This window comes from Egibacteraceae bacterium (genome assembly GCA_040905805.1).
GTDB lineage: Bacteria > Actinomycetota > Nitriliruptoria > Euzebyales > Egibacteraceae > DATLGH01.
Map to the genome: position 1 here is coordinate 1 of JBBDQS010000144.1, position 16,697 is coordinate 16,697.

The window sequence follows — 16,697 nt, forward strand, 5'->3', positions numbered from 1 at the left end:
GTGACATCGGGCCTGGTCGAGTTGTCGGGGTCGAGCTCGACTGCGAACGGGCCGGGCAGCACCGCGCCGCGGTGGGCGTCGGCATAGACGCCCAGGTCGACTACGAGACGGGTGACGGTCAGGCGTGGGCGGCCCAGCGAACGCACTGATGGGCTTGCCCAGTGCGCGACGCTCGGCGGTGAGCATCACGTAGGCCTCTGCTGCCGGACCGTCGAAGGCAACGACACGGCCGCGGAACTCCTCGCGCAGGATCGTGTGGACGGCTCGGGTCAAGTCGCGTCGGCGCTGGCCGTGCGGGAGCAGTTGCAGCCCGTCGAGCAGCTCCGCCTGGGTGATCGTGGTGACGAACAACGAAGACGCCGGTCGAGACGCGAGCCAGGTTGCCACCGACCGATTCGGCTGCTTGCGGAGCGCTTCGGAGACGACGTTGGTGTCAAGGACGATCATCGGGCGAGGGCAGGGGGCTCCCGCATGGGTTCGCGGTCAGGCAGGGCCAGGTCGACCCCATCGAGCGGATCGATGTGTCGGCGGATCCGCTGGTACAGGTCGGCCGGCTCGTCGTCTTGGACTGCGAGCTCGGCACGCAGGATGTTGCGCGCCTCCTCCTCCATGGAGTGCCCGCAGGCGGCAGCACGGATACGCAGCTGTCGCTTCAACTCAGGGTCGATGTTGCGAATGGTGATGGCAGACACGGCGCAGCCTCCTGATCAGCAGCACTGATGTGAGTGGAGCAGCATTGCTATCAGTTGGGTGGCTACTCCGCGACGACGTTGGGGCCCTCGCGCCACGGACGTCACCGCGAGTAACGCACGTTCTAGTAGCGGTACTCGCGGCAACCCCCGCCGGCCGTTCACTGCCAGCCTCAGCGCACGGCCGTCGCCACCTGCCCGAGCCGGTTGTCGGCGGTGCGGTCACCGACGCCGTGCTCTCGGACGCCTACGTGCGCACCGGCAGGCTCGCCGATGCGCTGGCGCTCGAGCAGCGCGGGTTCGCCCGTGCGCCCTCGACGGCGCGCTACGCATGGGTACTTCAGCCGCACCGGCCGAGCCCCTCGGTGGGCAGGTGCGATCGGGGGCAGGCTCGATAGTACCGGGCTCGAGAAGGTCACCGATCGACTTGGAACCTGCCGGCGCGGCGGCGTCGATGCTCAAGCCCCGTCGTCGCGACCGAGGATTACCTGGATGCCCGCGAGTATCTGGCTGAGCTCACCTTTCGACACCCGACCCACATGCTCGGTGAGGAGCGCTCGATCGACGGCAACGATTTGGGACGCGTTTGCCACAGAGTCCTTCGGGAGGCCTGTCCGGCGGGCTGGGAGGGATACGTTCCCGGGAGCCGCGGCCCACCGAAGGTTGCTCGTCAACGGAACGACGACCACCGTGGCAAGCCTGGTGGTGTTCAGTGCGTCGCCTTGGACGATGACAACGGGGCGCCGATGGCCGGGGCCGGACCCGACCGGGTCGGGGAGCGAGGCCCAGAAGACGTCGCCCTGTGCGACTACCACTCGCTCCGTTCCAGAGCCTGTCGCCCCGCTTCGGTGAGCCACTCGTCAGGCGCAGGCTCGATGTTCTCCAGGGCTTCGTCCATCGCCTGGGTGATGGCCCCGCGGTCACGGCGGAGCAGGTACTCGGCAATCGCCTCTTGATAAACTTGGCTGCGAGACTTGCGCAGCCGACGGGCCAACTCGTCCGCCTTGTGGAAGAGCTCATCCGGAATCGACACCGCAGTCTTCATACTCGAAGTATAACTCCCTGTGCGGACGCCGGGGTGAGGACGAGCGCCAGCGCCGGCGCAACCGAGCAGTTGATTCATGCCCTTCGGCTTCGGCTTGCGCGAGCGCCTCGTCGGCTCGTCCGGGAAGCACTCCCTGGCCCCACGCGGGTCGACGGCGTCGACCAGTGCGTACAGTTCGTCGTCCCACGCCGTGTCGTCGGGGTCCTCGCCGAGGGGCTCGAAAGGCAGCGGGCCGTCGCGTGCCAGCACGCGCACGACCTCGTCGGGCAGGGACCCGTCCGCTGGAGACTGCATGCGCAGCGTCGTTGAGACGCAGGTCACAGGAACGCGGTGGTGACGATCGCCCCGGCCAGCGCGACCAGCACCGTGCCCAGGATCGCCCAGGTCTGCAGCGCCATCACCCGCGCCTGCGCCGCCAGCTGCTGGTCCATCCGCGCCATCACCCGGTGCTCCACCGTCTCCAGTCGGGCTCCGAACCGCTCGTCCAGCGCGTCGATGGGGGCGTCGAGACGTTCCCCCAGCGCGTCGATGCGGATGTCGAGGCGTTCCTCGAGCTGGTGCAGGTCGTGCTTGGTGGCCACGTCGGCCCACCCCACCGGCGGCAGGTAGCCGATCAACGTCTCGGCAGGCACCGAACCCAGGGTCTCCTCCAGCCGCGTGAACAGCTCGTGGCGGGCACGCTCGTCCAGCGCCATTGTCTTGCCTCCGGGATGATCGGGCAACGGCGACCCGCAGGCGTCGCACCCGCCGGGCGTCCCCGCACCGCCCGACGGGCAGGGCTGTGGACCGGCGGTCGCCACGAGCGCGCCGCTGCCCGCTGCGCCGTGGTGGCTGCGCGCGGGTCGCGTTCAGCTGGTGGCGAGCAGCTCGTGGCGTTCGTCGACGAGGTCACGCGCCCGGCCCCCGCCCCGCCGCATGATGGGCTCGACGCGCCGCTCGGCTTCGGCGGCGATCTCGGGCTCGACGCCCCAGGACGCGAACAGCAGGTCGACGACCGTCCCCTCCGGGGACCGTCGCCCACCGAATGACGCGGTCCCACGGCGTCCGTTATCGCCGTGAGCACCGGCGGAGGCCGGGCTGGATGGCGATTGGCGTCTTCTGACCGACGGTGTTGTGGCAGTTGACGCCGCGGCCGGGGGGCGGGGGATGAGCGCGACCGTCCCGGGGCGCCTGCTCGGCCGGGCGCGACCTCCTCGCGGTCAGGGCACGGCCAACCGTGCCAGATCCGGCGGCAGTGGTGCCCCCAGGGCTATGCCGTCTTCGGTCACGGCGATCCCCACGCCGTAGCCCCTGACGCTGCTGTTGCTGAACGTGTTTGTCCCGACCCGGATCTGGTCGGGGGTGATCTCGACCTCCGGAAGCGCAACCGCGATGCCGGTGATGCGACCTTCCGTCGGTGCGCAGGTGTAGAGCTCCAAGCCGTCGTCGGAGAGGATGGCGAACCCGTCGAAGGTGGGCGTGTACCTAACGGAACCGGAACGTCGTCGATGTGGATCCCCTCCAAGCTCAAGGTGCCCACTCCTGCGGCGTCGATGGTCAGTGTGACTGTACCCGCCAGCATCCTGCCGTCCTCAGTCGACAGTCGGAGGAAGGCTGTGGCGCCGTTGGGCCCAGTCGGCCCCTCGACGAACTGGGTCTCGCATCTCATCGCTCTTGGCGTCGGGCGGCTGCGGCGGCAGATGGAGACAGGGTGTTCTCGTTCAACGGCTTGCGTCATGGCGGAGGGGCGAGCACCTCGCAGGGTGGGTCGGCGCGAACCAGTCGCTGGTCGGTGGTGAGCAGGGCCACGCCACGCTCCTCTGCCAACGCCACGTACAGGCCGTCGAGCACCCGGATGCGGTCGCGCAGGCCGAACGCTCGCTGGACCTGCGCGGCGCTCGCAACGACCAGCTGCTGGGGCAAGGCCAGGGCGGCGGTGAGCGCGTCGCGTGCCGTGTCCGCGGTGAGCGCGCCGGCCCGGTGCAGTCTGGCGACGGCTGATCCGACCTCCGCGGGCTGATGCGCGGGAGCCATCACCTCGCCTGACGCCAGCTGGTCGAGCAGCCAGCCGGCATGGGCCTGATCGACCAGCACGTCCACCAGGGCCGGCCTCCTGGGCGAGGGCCGACAGGGGTAGGCGTGCTCGCGCGCCTTGCGGTACAGCTCGTCGGGCAGGTACACGCTCACCTTGGGCGTACCCCCACCTGCACCCCCTAGGTGGTGGCAACTCTACTGTCATAGTACCGTGTCTCTATAGCCCTTAGTGTAGCATTATCATTACGACAAGGAGTTGAGATGCCTGGCACACCGACCCCGCGGGCGGTCACGCGCGCGCAGCGCGACCTGGGCGCGCACCTGCGACGTTGGCGCAAGCTCCAGCAGCTGTCCACCGCCCAGGTCGCCGACCGCGCCGGGGTGTCACGCCCCGTTGTCTCACGGCTGGAGAACGGCGAGGGGACCACGCTGGAGAACTTCCTGCGCACCGCCCGGGCGCTCGGCGTGCTCGACGGGATCGTGGCCGCGGTCGACCCGATGTCTGACGAGGTCGGTCGGCTGCGCGCCGACGAGCACCTGCCGCAGCGCGTCCGCCCACCCCGTGTCGGCCCGGCCAACGGCGGCGGGATCGACTTCGGGAGCGACGCGCCATGAGCGACATCGAGGTCCTCGCGCAAGTCGCCGACGACCCGGCAGTGATCGGTCGGCTGCACCCTCACCGGCCCCGGGGCAGGGCGGTCAGCTCCACCTTCGTCTACGACCCCGGCTGGACCGCACGCCCCGACGGGTTCGACCTCGACCCGGCGACGCCGCGCGGCACCGGCCCGGTGCAGACGCCGGCGGGACACGTGCTGCCGCGGGCGCTAGCCGACTGCGCCCCCGACCGCTGGGGGCGGACCCTGCGGATGCAGGAAGAGCGGCTGCTCGCCGAGGAGGAGGGCCGCGCGGCCCGCACGCTCGACGACATCGACTTCCTGCTCGGTGTGCGTGACGATCTGCGTCAAGGCGACCTGCGGTTGCGGGATGGCGGCGACTTCCAGCGCCTCGGTGGCGACGTGCCGCTCCTGACTGACCTCGGCGAGCTGCTCGATCTCGCCAACCGCGCGATGGACGAGGACCTCGGTGCCGCCGAGATCGCCCGGCTGGTCAGGCAAGGCTCCTCGCTTGGCGGCGCCCGGCCGAAGACTCATGTGCAGGACGCCGCCGGCCGGCTCGGCATCGCCAAGTTCCCCGCCGTATCGGTCGACTCGTGGGACGTGATGGCGTGGGAGAAGGTCTGCCTCGACCTCGCCGAGTCCGCCGGCATCGCCGTGCCGGGGCGGCAGTTGCTTGACATCGCTGGCCGACGCGTGCTGGTCGTGGCCCGCTTTGACCGCGTCCACCGTCCCGGCCGGGCGCCTGCACGGGTCGGCTACCGCTCGGCGCTGACGATGTGCGAGCGGTCAGATGGCGACGCCGGCAGCTACCTCGAGATCGCCGAGGTGGTGGAGGAGCACTCGCCACACGCCACCGAGGACCTGCGCCAGCTGTGGCGCCGCGTGGTCTTCAACGTGCTGGTGACCAACACCGACGACCACCTGCGCAACCACGCGTTCTTGCAGGAACGTGCCGGCGCGTGGCAACTGTCGCCCGCGTTCGATCTCAACCCCAACCCCGACGCCGGGCCGTCCCCGGCGCTGCACACCGCCATCGACGAGTACGCCACCGACGCCGACCTCGACCTGGTGATGGAGGTCGCGCCGCTGTTCCGACTCGATGAGCCGTCAGCCCGCCAGATGCTGCGCGAGGTGGCCGAGGCAGTCGAGGGCTGGCGCCACGCCGCGCACCGCTGCGGCCTTGACGACGACGCCGTGCGCCGCATGGCACCGGCGTTCGACCACCCCAGGCTGCGTCGGGCGCTCGCCTGCTGAGCGAGGCGCCGCGACGAGCGCGCGCCGGAGGGGATCTCCTCGATCTACCTGCTCGGCAGCGACTACGTCTTCCCCCGCACCGCCAACCAGATCCTGCTGGTGATCAACAAGGTCGACCTGGCTCCCATGGTGGGCGCCGACCTGGAGGTGATGCGCCGCGACGCCGCCGTCCAGCGCGGTGAGCGGCCCACGGTGTTCACCGACCTGCGCGCCCCCGAGGGCGCCCGCGCCGTCGCGGCCTGGGTGCGCGCCGCGCTGCCCCGGGCCGTGCGGTGAGCCCGGCGCCGGGCGCGGTGTCGGCCACCGGCCAGGTGTCGGCTGCCAGCCCGCTCGCCGCTGCCGGCGCGGTGTCGGCCGCGGCGGAGGTGCACGCCGAGCGCACCGCCCGGGGCACCCGGGCCCGACGCCGGCGCGCTGCGGGCCCCGGCCACCGACACGGCGGCGGTGCTGCGCCCCGCCCCCGGCCTGGCGGTGGCCACGGTCCTCGCCGGCACCCACCCGGGCGCGCGCGCCGCCCTCGACGCCCTGAGGTCACAGGTGGCTGGCAATGTGGCGTCCGACAACGGGCTCAGCCGGCCTGTCCGCGGAAGTTCTCTGCGGTCGCCGAGCCCGGCTGGGTGATGCCCTCCCGACGTTGCCGGCTCGTGGTCATCGCCGGGAGCCCCCGGTGCGGCACGCCGGTCAGCACCGGGGCCGACCATCATCGGGCGGCACCGAGGGTGCCGTCGGCCGGTCAGGGAAGCAGCTCGAACCGGGCCCCGGTCAGCGTCTGCAGCACCGTGAAATGCCGGTGGTCGAGCGTGGCGATGACCGCGGTGCGATACCGCTCCGCGAGCACGACGTTGGACGCATCCGCGACACCGATGCCCTGGTCGCGATACCGTCGCACGACCTCGGTCGCCTGTGCCAGGTCCGCTGCTGTGAAGGTGGCGAGCTCCCAGGCCCCGCCTGTCAGCTCCCCCAGGACTGCCAGCTCGGCATCCACTCCCTGACGGCTCGCGACGAGGTAGTCGACCTCGGCGACCACGTAGGGGGAGACCACCAGGAGGTCACCGGTCGAGCAGATGATGTCGGTCACCGCCTCGTGGTCAGGCTCGTCGGTGTCGAAGAACGCCAGCAACGCGCTGGTGTCGACGATCATCGTTCGCCGAACCCGGCGAGATGGCCATCGGCATCGCGGGCGATCGGCGCACCACTGGCGAACAGCCCTCCGCACGGACGTGGGCGCGGGCCTCCCACGGCCGATCGCAACGAGTCGCGGATGACCTCAGCCTCGGACACGCCGCGCTGGCGCGCCGCACGCTTGACCGCGTTCTTCAGTTCATCCGGCAGGTAGACCGTCGTCTTGTCCACGCCGTGCTCCTTCGCGCTCGTCCGCCGCAACATATGGTACCACCGGTGGCGCTCCGCTCGACCTCAGCGACCCATGGGTGCCCTGCAGCGCAGCAGCTTGACAGACCAGCGCGGGCATCAGCCGCTCGTTGAGGGCTTCCACGATGCCGGCGTGCGGCGCCTGCTGCGGGCCCAGCGCGACGAGCCCCCCGCCGAGCAACGGGATCCGCTCGTCGCCGAGCACGTCGTGGTCGCCCAGCCGGTCCTACTCGGTGCGGCGCAGCGGGGCGGACGACGGCCTCGGTGATGTCCTGGGGGCTCCGCGCCACGGCCGCAACCGCGAGTACCACGCGTTCTGGTCGGAGGTGCTCGCGGTAACCCCCGCCGGTGCATCGCCCCTCGGCATCGAGGTCCCGGCTCATCGTATGAACCAGATGGTGACACGGTTCGATGACCAGACCGCTCGTGCCGTCGACCAGCTGGTGGCCCAGGGCGTGGTGGCCTCGCCGTTCCGAGGCCGTGCGGCTGGGGCTGGGGGTGGTCGTGGAACGCCATCGCCGGGCGCGGATCGGGACGGTGATCGCCCAGGGCTACCAGCGGCGGCCGCAGACTGGCGCGGAGCGTGGCTGGGCGGACGAGGCGACCGTGGCCGTGATCGCCGAGGAGGCGTGGTGACCGATCCTTGCCAGGGCGAGGTGTGGTGGGCGGCAGGCCGCGGACACGCGGCGCCCGGAGATCTGCCGGGCCGTGGAAGCCCTCGCCGAGTGCCCCCCATGAGCCCGACGACGCCCGCCCCCGTCGCGGGTCTGCAGGGGGCCCCTGGAGGCGAGCCGGCTCGCCGTGCCGTGTCGCTTCCTGCCAGGTGGGAACTCGGGATCGTCGAGGACCGCCTCGACGACGAGACGGCCGCGGGCGGTCAAGGCGCGGGGCGCCGACGATGCGCGCGACGAGGCCCGCCACCTGCGCGTGCGTCGCCCTCAGCTGGTCGCGAGCAGCTCGTGCCACTCGTCGACGAGGTCACGCCCCCCGCCCGGCGCCACGGCGCAGAATGAGCGCGCCGAGCCGCGCGGCTTCGGCGGCCATCTCGGGCTCGACGCCGTAAGGCCGCGAACAGCAGGTCGACGACCGTGCCCTGCGGGGACCGGCCCGCCCGAGCGAGCCGCACGGCGGCCATGCGCCCCGGGCGGTCATGCTCGAGGACGGCGAGTGGTTCGTAGCGTGGGGCGAGCGCGGCTGACGGCCGCCGGCGCCTGGTCGTCACCCGCCGCAGCCACCGCCAGACCCATCCTGTGTCCCAAGCCAGCTTGGCCTCCCGGGTGGCCGCGCGTCCGTCGGACTGTTTGCCGCGCCGGCCCTGGGTGGCGGCGGGCACACAGGGCACCCCGGTGCCGTCCAGGGCGACGTACAGCGTGTCGATGGGTGCCCGGTCGGCGTCGAGGCGGGACAGCGTGCCGGCCACCACCGCGTCGGCCTGGGCTTGCACGGCGGCGGCGACCTGCTGGCCGTCGGCTTCGCGGAGCGTTCCACGCGTTTGGTGGTCAGCTCGATGCCGGCCAGCTCGGCCAGGTCCGCTCGTGCTTGGGCGAACGGTTTGCTGGCGGCGGTGCGTGCCACCATGCGGCGCAGCCCCGGCGACAGCGACGCGCCGGCCACCCCCAACTCGACATCGCGGGGTGCGGTGCCGGTGTGGCATGGGGTGCACTGGTACCAGGCGCGCTGCAACGTGACCGGCCCCAGCACCGTGTCTAGATGCTTGGCACGGTAGCTGACGAAGTCGGCCTGATGACCGTGGCCGCAGTCGATGCGGGCGCCGCGATGACCCGAGTCGGCCGCCAGCAGGTTCTCCAGCAGCGTCGCGCCCAGCCCGATCATCGCCGTGCGGACCGCACCCTCCAGGCCGCGCAGTCCCTCGGGCCCCGCGTCTGGGCCCACCAGCCCTTGCGCCTGAGTGGCAAGCCTGGCCACCTCGGCGGCGAACTCGGCGGTCAGCTCGGCGACGAGCCCCCTCTTTCGGGGTCCGCCACTTCTGCCTCGCCCTCGCCCTCGTCGCTGGGCGGCTGGAGGGGACGGGCCTCGCAGATCGCCTCGTTGACCGCAACGACCTGCCGGGACACCTCCACGAACTGTCGGTAGGCGGCGATCTCGCCGCGCACCTTGTCGACCTCTTCGGCCTTGAGCTGGCGGCCGGTGGTCTTGCCGCCGGGGTCTTTGCGGGTCCACATCACCCGCGGCCCGTGACCCGGATGGTCCTGACGGGCGCAGGCACAGTTGGGTTTGCCGCAGCGGCGGTATGACTCGGTCACCGACCCGCGCCGGAAGTCGTCGGTGGCGGCCAGCTGGTCGTACAGCCGGGTGCGCTGCTGCTCCAGGTCGTCCAGCTGCGGGTCGGTGTCCACACGTGCCTCCCTGTCTGAGTGTAGATACCACATCCAGACTAGGCGACAGGGAGGCCCGTCCTCGGGATCTCCGACCAACACGCATCTGCCCCCTGTGCGCCCGGATCTTCGACGGGCGCCCGACCAGACACTGCCCCGACCCGCACCCGCCCGACCCGCACCCGCTCGTTCAACTACCTACAGATCTGGCGCACACCCTCACGCCGAGGGGCGCATTGGCGATGTCCGCTCATCGACGGCGGCGGCCGCGCATGGCAGGCCCCGCCCGGATGTCCTCACCGTCCAGCTGCGGGAGTCGGTCGGCGGCATGCTGCCAGCCAGCGTGAGGCGGATCGAGTGCCTACTACGAGGGGTCCGTTCCCCCGCCGCAGGCGGTGAACGCTCCGCCAGTGAGGTGGGCGTCCCAGTAGGGGGCCGTCCCGGTGGCCGGCACGAGTCGGACCGAGCCGAGGGGCGGTTCGAGGCGCCGCAACGCGACGGCGACCTCGTCCACCAACCGCTGCACCGCGGGAGGGCGGGACACGCGCCCGGGCGGTTCGGCCGGTGCGGTGAGGTGCAAAGCCCCGGCGCGGCCGCAGATGCGCTGCACGTCCTCAGCGTCCGGACGGACGACGCGGCCGTGGGTGAACGGGGCCAGGGTCGCGGTGGGGGCTGCGGCCAGCAGCTTGTCCCAGATCTCAGCCGCGTCGGCGTTCGGCGACCCGTGGTGGGCGACCTTGTAGAGGGTTGCCCGTCCCGTCGGCCGGGTCGTGGAGTCCACGACGGCCCCCCATCCGATGCTCCTGTCCGCGCGGGCCTCCAGGTCCCCGCCGAAGATGGCCATGTCCGTGCCCACCCGCACCCACACCACGACCGAGGACAGGTTGGGTGAGACCGCGCGGACACGGGGGCGGACCGGTGCTCCCTGCTCGCGGAGCAGACGCTGAAACGCATGCAGGCTCCGGGTGAAGGTCGCGTCCGAGGGCGCGAGGGCGACCACCTCGGCGTCGAGCGTCCCGTCGTCAGGTGCCCCGGTGCCCCGCCACAGCGGTCGGTCCGCTGAGGCCCATCGCGGTATGACGCCGCGGTCCTCCAGCAGCGCGAAGACCACCCCGAGCTCCCGGACGGCCCGCCGCTGGTCGCCGCTGCGGGCATCGAGGTCGACCAGCGCCAGGAACTCGTCCGAGCCCAACGCCGTGGAGCAGACGAAGTCGGCGGTCGAGCACGTCTCGACGACGGCGGAGAGCCCGGCCACGTGGTCGTCGTGCCAGTGGGTGGCGACGACGAGGCGAACATCGGTCGCGGGCTCGGCTCCGATGGCGCGCAGATGCTCCAGGGCCGGCTGACGGCCATCCTCGAGGCAGGAGTCGACGATCATCCACGTGCCGCTTCCCAGGCTGATGAGGGCGCACTCGCCGTAGCCCGGGCCGAAGAGGATGACCTCGAGGCGGTCAGCCGTCTCCGGCATCGTCAGCGATCCCCCAGGCACGCCGTCGTCGCGAGGCGCGGTCGAGGGCGGCCGCGATCTCGGCTTCGGTGAACCCGGGGCGCCGTCGGATGCGGATCGTGGATTCGCGGGTCCGGCCCGCCTCGGAGTCCTGGTACCCGATGGACCACGTGAAGACGGCTCCCGGAACCACCAGCGACCGTTCGTCCTCCGCCACATCGTCCAGATGGAGCTCGACCCACTCGTCGGGCGCGTCATCGCTGCGGGCCTGCAGGACACCGGCGAACGTCGTCTCGGTTACTTCTTCGACCGTCCCTTCCCAGCGCTGCAGCACGACTGCTCGAGGCCCCGGCACGGCTGACTCCAGCGACGCGTCGATCCCAGCGTCGTCGCCGGCAGGCTCCGCCGCTGCTTCGGAGAAGGTCGCCATGTCGGTCAGGGTGCGGGTCTGCGGCTGCAGGAACGGGGCACCGTAGCCTCGAGGAGGCTGGTTCGTCCCTGGCCGCTCGCGCAGCTCGCTCAGTGTGGGCATGGACTCCCTCGGCTTCGAAGTTGGTAGAGTACCCCGACGATCGTCGCACCCGCAGCGGAGGTGACCGTGGGCACCGCGTGGGTGGATGCGCTCATCTGGCAGGGAGCCCGAGCAGACGAGCAGACGCTCCATGGGGGCCTGGGACTGCTCCTGTCCGGCGAGATCGAGACCTACCAGCACCTGGCGGAGCAGGGAGCTCCGTGGCCGGCGCTCCACAGCACCGAGACCGTGACCGATCCTGGTCCGGCGCTGCTCCTCGCCTATGCCCACCAGATGCGGGGAGAGGTCGTCACGGCGGTCGAGCGCTACCGCTCGCTGCTGCGCGAGGTCGCCGCGCCCGACCTGGTCGCCGCGACCGCGGTCCTCGCCTCCATCGCCCTGGGGTCGCTCGACCAACACGACGAGGGACTTGCCATCCTCCGCGAGGTCAGCAGCCGCCTCCAGGGCTCCGAACCGAGCAGCGGCCATGTTCCCCCGGCAGCCCCGGCGCTGCTCACCCTCCACCGTGCCGCCGCGCTGGCCGCCCAGGGAGATTCCGACACTGCGATCACCGAACTCGAGGAGCTGGCCGGCCGAGACGGTCGCGACGACAGCGAGCGGGTGTGCCTCACAGTGGGTGAGCGGAACCGACGGCACCTCGAGTGGCGACGCTCGTGGGCGTCGTCGCCGGGCACGCCGCCGCAGACCGAGCCGCTCGTGCGCCGGCAGCGGAAGATCGCCGAGGGCCTGGACGGCCGCGTGGACCTCGACCTCCTCGAGGTGTTCGACGACTTGACCACGCAGGAGTGGCACCAGGGGCACGACACGGTCGTCGATCGCGCGTTGTGGGCCGCCGTCACCGCCGACGAGTGCCTCGCCCACCTGGCTGGCCTTGGCTACTCCAGGAAGGTCCTGGGCCGCCATCGCCTCCTGCGAGCCGCCAGGACGGCAGAGGACCACACCGGACCCGACGCCGAGGACTTCTCGCTGCTCGTCCAAGCCGGTGACACCCGTGGCGTGCAGCGGGCGGCCCGGTGGTTCCGCCGACGGGGTCCGCTCGTCCCTGTCGCCGCAGCAGTGCGTCGCTTCGCGTCACGCCCCTGGCGGCCCGGGGACGAGCTCGCCGAGCTGACCCTCATCCGGGTGGCCGGCGACCTTCTGGTGGGGGACGAAGCTGAGGCGCTGGTGACGCGCCTTTACGCGATCGTGCTGGACGACGAGCCGAGGGAGCTCGGGTACAGGCGCCGGTACGAGGCGGTCCGTGCGCTTCCGCTCCTCCTCACCGCTGCGCCGACCGAGGTCCAATCGCGGGCCGTCTCCTGGCTTCTCGACCTCATGGCGTTGGAGGACGAGCTGCTGCTGCGCGCTCTACCTGCAGCTCTGCGCGCGGTGGCCTGGTCCGACGTCGACCGCGCAGCCCGATCCGACGCTATGAACGCCGTGGCAGCGGTCCTCACGGAGGGGGGCGCCTGGACCGACATGGCGGCGCCGCTGCTGCTTTCTCTGCGAGAGGTGGAACCGGTGTGGGCGGCCGAGCAGGCCCTCGCTGCGTGGCGCGACGCACCGTCTCCGCTGCTCGGTGCCGTGGTACTCGACGTGGCGGAGGAGATCCCGCTGCCGGTGCTCTCCGCAATCGCCGACCAAGCGAAGGTCGTCCCCGTCGGTGACACGCGCCGTCTCGGCGGGGTCAACGGGGCGCTTGTGCTGGCCGCCTGCCTCGCCCGCCGCGTCGAGAGCGCCCGCTGGGAGGAGCTGCTCACGTGGCTCGCCCATCCGGGTCACCAGTCGCACGACAAGATCCCCGTGCTCGACCATCTGGGCGCCCTCTCCGACGCCCTCCCCGACGAGGCCCGCAGCCGCCTCGCTCAGCTCCTACGGGATGGGATCACCGGCGCGGAGGGCCCCTTGGGCGTCGCGTCGCCGAGCGCGCTTGACGTCGCCGCCCTGCGCCTCGCCGCACGGCTCGGGGTCGCGGACCCTGCCACCGCCGTGCGCCGGCTCGTCGAGTTTTCCACGAGCCCGGAGGCGACGCTGCGGGCGGAGGCGGCGCGCTCACTTCCAACGCTGGATGCGACGGACGAGACACTGATGCTGCTGCGCGTCTTGCTCCGCGACCGCCATCACGAGGTCCGGGCGAGCGCCGCGCGGGCCCTCTGCATCCTGCGGCACCCCGAGCAGGGCTGGATCCGGCAGGCGGTGATCGACCAGCTCGGCATGCAGGGCGTCGCGCAGCCGCTCGGGGCCCTCAGCGGGCTCATGGACGCCGACGACCTGGTCGAGGAGGCGCGGGACGCCGTGGCGGACCTCGCCGACAGGTCCCTGGCCGGCCAGGTCCGCGCATGGGCGCGACAGCTCCTGCGCCCTCTGCAGCCATGAGCGACGCCGTCTCGCAGGCGTCCGGACACCTCGGGCAGAGTCGCTGCTGCGCGCAGCGGGACCAGCTCGAGACGTGGTGCGCGCTGCTGGTGGCGTTGCGCGCTGGTGGAGCGGTTGGCACACTTGGAACAGTTGGATCAGTATCAAGGCTCGGAGTTTGTGATGACCCGCTGTGACCCCGCCTTGTCGGTTCTGCAGCGCGCGGATGCAGCGCTCGAGGAGCTCGCTGCGTCCTCCAGCGCTGATGACGAGCAGTTGCAGGAGCTGCTCGGGGCGCTCCTGGAGGTGACCCCACTGCGCGAGCGGCTCCATGAGCTGGTGCATGCGCTTGCGCACGGCCATGACGTTGCCATCACGATCGCCGATGAGGCACTGACCCCCGCCCAGGCCGCCAAGCGGCTGAGCTGCTCACGCAAGATCATCAACAAGATGATCCACGCGGGCACGCTGGCCGCCTATCGGTTGCCCGAGAGCGACCACCAGCGCATCCCGGCGAGCGAGGTGATGCGCGTCCTGCAGGAGCGTGACGAGCGCTTCTGGTCTCCACTGACCGATCTGCCCGGACCGGAGTCCTTCTCGGCGGCCCTGGACGAGTCGCGCCGCCGCGCCGCTGCGAAGTAGTGGTCGGCTGGTCGACGCTGCGACCCCTCACGGCTGCCGATGCAGCGGCCTGCGCTGCGTTCTCCTGCTGTGACGCCGGCGGGAAGTACGGCGCCGCCGACCTCGAGCGGCAGGTTCGGAACGGCAAAGCCGTCCGGCGGGCCGCCGCCGAGTCCGGCCATGGTCCACGACGACATCCTCGCCCGCCATCCGACGACGAAGGCCGTTCTCGTCCGTGTCCATCCGCAGCATGCCCGCAGTCTCGCGCTGCTCGGCCGGACGGCTTACGTGCCCGTGGCCGGCGATCCCGGTTCAGTGGCTCCCAGTCGATGCCGCGGTCGCTCGCCCCTTACCGGCGGGCTCGTCCACTTGGCTGTGACCGAAGGACAAGCGCCCCGTCGCGTCGTGGACCCGCGTCAACGGAGATCCCTCGCCCCGAGGGTGAGCAAAGCCATGAATGCGATGTAGCCGTCCAAACCGCGGCCGTCCGCCAGATCGCGGACTGCGTTGGCAGACTGGGTGACCGCTGCCGTGACCGCTGACTTCGAGAACGCGGCGGTGTGGTCATAGTCCGCATCGTGCCGCCCCTGCTGCAGGTCGATGAACGTCTCAGCCACACGGACCATCCGTGCGTCATCGCTCGCGAGGGCGATGACGCGCCTGACCCGCCGCCCGCCCGGCTTCGCGCTGCCCATAACCCAGGTACATGCCGACTTCATGGTCCCGTGACCGTAGCTGCGGCGCAGGGCCAGCTGCTCCGTCGGGAGGCCGGGGAGCGCATGTGCGGCCGCATGCCCGGTGAGGCCGTGATAGAGCGCGTAGTACGCAGCGGACACTCCGCGCCTGAGGTCGATGATCGGTGTTCGACCGGCGCCGGCGCCGGCCAGGCGCGTGGCGTGACCGAGCCACTTGCTCGCCTCCATCACGGCGCGGGATCCTCAGCGGCAGCGTTCTCATCTTGGACGCGCACGTACCAGGGAACGGGCAGGTCGAGGGTCCGGGCGCCGTCGTGGAGGGCATGCACGAGTCGCACCAGCTGTTGGCCGCGGGCTTGCTCATCACTCTCGTCTGCGTCGACGATCGCGGTGATGAACAAGGCGAGGTCACCGTCGGCGTCCTCGGCGACATCGAGCTCGAGGCGACGCAGCTCCGCTGCACCCTCGGCCTGATCCGCGGCCTCGATTAGGCGGTGGGACAGCTCCTCGCCCGAGAGCGACACGTCGCTGATGGTCATGCACCCACGCTACAGCCGTGCGCGACCGGCGGAGATGCCCATCCACAGCTGCGTTCCCACCCCCGCGTCGGAACGTTGGTCCAGACCAGGGTGCGACGTGCGCCCGCAGGGCGCTGGCCTATCCGCCCCTCCACGAGCCGGGACCACCCGATCGCTTCGAAGAGCTCGCCGGTGCCGGCCCTGCCCCCTTCGCGCAGATAGCGCAAGAGATCGTGGGACTGCGGTGGTGGGAGGGTGTCCCCCAGCGCCCGGACGACCAGGTAGGCGACGCCCTCACCGCCGACGCGCGACATCCACGCTCCCGACGGTGAGGTCACCCCGGCCACCCCGGCCGAGCAGTGAGCACCCGACCGCCGCTCGCCGTGCACCTGTACGGCAGGCACGTGGCCGACCTGCACGACAGCGGTCGAGCACTTCGACGTGCCCGAGGACGACCCCTGCCGGGCGTCGCGCAGCCGCTGGGCGCCCTCAGCGGGCTCATGGATGTCGACGACCTGGCTGAGGTCGAGCGGGAGGCCGTGGTGGACCTCGCCGCCAGCTCGACGTCCGGCCAGGTCCGCGCGTGGGCGCGGCAGCTCCTGCGGACGGGGGGAGCGACGTAGGTGCAGCGCCTCCTCCTCCATGGAGTGGCCGCAGGCGGCAGCACGGATACGCAGCTGTCGCTTCAACTCAGGGTCGAGGTTGCGAATGGTGATGGCAGACACGGCGCAGTCTCCTGGTCAGCAGCACTGATGAGTATCGCAGCATTGCTATCAGTTGCATGGTTACTTCGCGACAGCCCGGCACGTCGCCGCGCCCCATCAGCCAGCTACGCGCATGTGCCCGCACCGTCGGCGAGACGCCTGTCACCGAGCTCCACGACCGGGTCGACGGCGTCGACCAGTGCGTACAGCTCGTCCCACGCCGTGTCGTCGGGGTCCTCGCCGAGGGGCTCGAAAGGCAGCGGGCCGTTGCACGCCAGCACGCGCACGACCTCGTCGGGCAGGGACCCGTCCGCTGGCGACAGCATGCGAAGCGTCGTTGAGGCCGACGTCACAGGAACGCGGTCGTGACGATCGCCCCGGCCAGCGCGACCAGCACCGTGCTGAGGATCGCCCAGGCCTGCAGCGCCCTGCCAGGCCTGAGCGTCGCGGACGCCGGTGAGGTCCTCCCCTCCTCCGGCCGAACCATTGCGCGGCAGACAACCGGCGGGTACAGTCCGGCC

General features: G+C 71.5%; 22 protein-coding genes. 8 read left to right on the forward strand and 14 right to left on the reverse strand.

Annotated features, from left to right (window positions below; genetic code table 11):
• Positions 1–443 precede the first annotated feature (443 nt).
• From WD250_15795 to WD250_15805, 3 genes are all read right to left on the reverse strand, one after another.
• Entirely contained in the window at positions 444–692 is a 249-nt protein-coding gene (locus WD250_15795; GenBank protein MEX2621678.1) for a hypothetical protein, read from the reverse strand.
• An 805-nt stretch (positions 693–1,497) separates the two neighbouring features.
• Positions 1,498–2,028: a ribbon-helix-helix domain-containing protein gene (locus WD250_15800; protein ID MEX2621679.1), complete on the reverse strand. Its 531-nt coding sequence runs from the start codon at positions 2,026–2,028 to the stop codon at positions 1,498–1,500.
• 23 nt (positions 2,029–2,051) lie between these two features.
• Positions 2,052–2,429 carry a hypothetical protein gene (locus WD250_15805; GenBank protein ID MEX2621680.1) on the reverse strand — a complete coding sequence of 126 codons (378 nt, stop codon included), beginning with the start codon at positions 2,427–2,429 and terminating at the stop codon, positions 2,052–2,054.
• A 15-nt stretch (positions 2,430–2,444) separates the two neighbouring features.
• On the opposite strand from WD250_15805, the gene WD250_15810 reads away from it, so the two are divergent.
• Entirely contained in the window at positions 2,445–2,762 is a 318-nt protein-coding gene (locus tag WD250_15810) for a hypothetical protein (GenBank protein MEX2621681.1), read from the forward strand.
• A gap of 171 nt (positions 2,763–2,933) precedes the next feature.
• On the opposite strand, the gene WD250_15815 is transcribed toward WD250_15810, so the two are convergent.
• Together WD250_15815 and WD250_15820 are read right to left on the reverse strand one after the other, a co-directional pair.
• Positions 2,934–3,152, reverse strand: a complete 219-nt coding sequence (locus WD250_15815) for a hypothetical protein (GenBank protein MEX2621682.1) — start codon at positions 3,150–3,152, stop codon at positions 2,934–2,936.
• Positions 3,153–3,447: 295 nt separating this feature from the next.
• Entirely contained in the window at positions 3,448–3,900 is a 453-nt protein-coding gene (locus WD250_15820; GenBank protein MEX2621683.1) for a type II toxin-antitoxin system VapC family toxin, read from the reverse strand.
• 108 nt (positions 3,901–4,008) lie between these two features.
• On the opposite strand from WD250_15820, the gene WD250_15825 reads away from it, so the two are divergent.
• From WD250_15825 to WD250_15835, 3 genes are all read left to right on the forward strand, one after another.
• Complete coding sequence (locus WD250_15825; protein ID MEX2621684.1) at positions 4,009–4,362, forward strand: helix-turn-helix transcriptional regulator; 354 nt, start codon at positions 4,009–4,011, stop codon at positions 4,360–4,362.
• Positions 4,359–5,618 carry a HipA domain-containing protein gene (locus WD250_15830; protein MEX2621685.1) on the forward strand — a complete coding sequence of 420 codons (1,260 nt, stop codon included), beginning with the start codon at positions 4,359–4,361 and terminating at the stop codon, positions 5,616–5,618. Before WD250_15825 ends, WD250_15830 begins: the two co-directional genes overlap by 4 nt.
• A 99-nt stretch (positions 5,619–5,717) precedes the next feature.
• Entirely contained in the window at positions 5,718–5,894 is a 177-nt protein-coding gene (locus tag WD250_15835) for a hypothetical protein (protein MEX2621686.1), read from the forward strand.
• A 457-nt stretch (positions 5,895–6,351) separates the two neighbouring features.
• Here the strand turns inward: WD250_15835 and WD250_15840 are convergent, their stop codons facing one another.
• On the reverse strand, positions 6,352–6,759 hold the full coding sequence (locus WD250_15840) for a PIN domain-containing protein (GenBank protein MEX2621687.1): 408 nt from the start codon (positions 6,757–6,759) through the stop codon (positions 6,352–6,354).
• Positions 6,756–6,971 carry a CopG family transcriptional regulator gene (locus tag WD250_15845; protein MEX2621688.1) on the reverse strand — a complete coding sequence of 72 codons (216 nt, stop codon included), beginning with the start codon at positions 6,969–6,971 and terminating at the stop codon, positions 6,756–6,758. Before WD250_15845 ends, WD250_15840 begins: the two co-directional genes overlap by 4 nt.
• Positions 6,972–7,122: 151 nt before the next feature.
• Between WD250_15845 and WD250_15850 the strand changes: the two genes are divergently transcribed.
• Both WD250_15850 and WD250_15855 read left to right on the forward strand, forming a co-directional pair.
• Positions 7,123–7,257, forward strand: a complete 135-nt coding sequence (locus tag WD250_15850) for a hypothetical protein (protein ID MEX2621689.1) — start codon at positions 7,123–7,125, stop codon at positions 7,255–7,257.
• 143 nt (positions 7,258–7,400) lie between these two features.
• The gene (locus WD250_15855) at positions 7,401–7,625 is read left to right on the forward strand and encodes a hypothetical protein (protein ID MEX2621690.1); all 225 of its coding nucleotides are present in this window, start codon (positions 7,401–7,403) and stop codon (positions 7,623–7,625) included.
• A 1,310-nt stretch (positions 7,626–8,935) separates the two neighbouring features.
• On the opposite strand, the gene WD250_15860 is transcribed toward WD250_15855, so the two are convergent.
• The 3 genes from WD250_15860 to WD250_15870 all read right to left on the reverse strand — a co-directional run bounded on the left by WD250_15860 (position 8,936) and on the right by WD250_15870 (position 11,304).
• Complete coding sequence (locus tag WD250_15860) at positions 8,936–9,346, reverse strand: DUF6788 family protein (GenBank protein ID MEX2621691.1); 411 nt, start codon at positions 9,344–9,346, stop codon at positions 8,936–8,938.
• Positions 9,347–9,689: 343 nt separating this feature from the next.
• Complete coding sequence (locus WD250_15865) at positions 9,690–10,793, reverse strand: MBL fold metallo-hydrolase (GenBank protein ID MEX2621692.1); 1,104 nt, start codon at positions 10,791–10,793, stop codon at positions 9,690–9,692.
• A complete protein-coding gene (locus tag WD250_15870; GenBank protein MEX2621693.1) occupies positions 10,777–11,304 on the reverse strand; it encodes a hypothetical protein in 528 nt (175 codons plus the stop codon). The genes WD250_15865 and WD250_15870 overlap by 17 nt, the downstream gene beginning before the upstream one ends.
• A gap of 66 nt (positions 11,305–11,370) precedes the next feature.
• On the opposite strand from WD250_15870, the gene WD250_15875 reads away from it, so the two are divergent.
• On the forward strand, positions 11,371–13,659 hold the full coding sequence (locus WD250_15875; protein MEX2621694.1) for a hypothetical protein: 2,289 nt from the start codon (positions 11,371–11,373) through the stop codon (positions 13,657–13,659).
• A 105-nt stretch (positions 13,660–13,764) separates the two neighbouring features.
• Positions 13,765–14,280 (forward strand): excisionase family DNA-binding protein, encoded by a 516-nt coding sequence (locus tag WD250_15880; protein ID MEX2621695.1) that lies wholly within the window; start codon positions 13,765–13,767, stop codon positions 14,278–14,280.
• 395 nt (positions 14,281–14,675) lie between these two features.
• Here WD250_15880 and WD250_15885 read toward each other — a convergent pair whose 3' ends face one another.
• The 4 genes from WD250_15885 to WD250_15900 form a co-directional block, all read right to left on the reverse strand.
• Positions 14,676–15,185 (reverse strand): hypothetical protein, encoded by a 510-nt coding sequence (locus WD250_15885; GenBank protein ID MEX2621696.1) that lies wholly within the window; start codon positions 15,183–15,185, stop codon positions 14,676–14,678.
• Positions 15,182–15,493, reverse strand: coding sequence for a hypothetical protein (locus WD250_15890; protein MEX2621697.1), 312 nt, complete (start codon positions 15,491–15,493; stop codon positions 15,182–15,184). The genes WD250_15885 and WD250_15890 overlap by 4 nt, the downstream gene beginning before the upstream one ends.
• Positions 15,490–16,197 (reverse strand): hypothetical protein, encoded by a 708-nt coding sequence (locus WD250_15895; GenBank protein ID MEX2621698.1) that lies wholly within the window; start codon positions 16,195–16,197, stop codon positions 15,490–15,492. The genes WD250_15890 and WD250_15895 overlap by 4 nt, the downstream gene beginning before the upstream one ends.
• 104 nt (positions 16,198–16,301) lie before the next feature.
• A complete protein-coding gene (locus WD250_15900) occupies positions 16,302–16,502 on the reverse strand; it encodes a hypothetical protein (GenBank protein ID MEX2621699.1) in 201 nt (66 codons plus the stop codon).
• Positions 16,503–16,697: the final 195 nt, after the last annotated feature.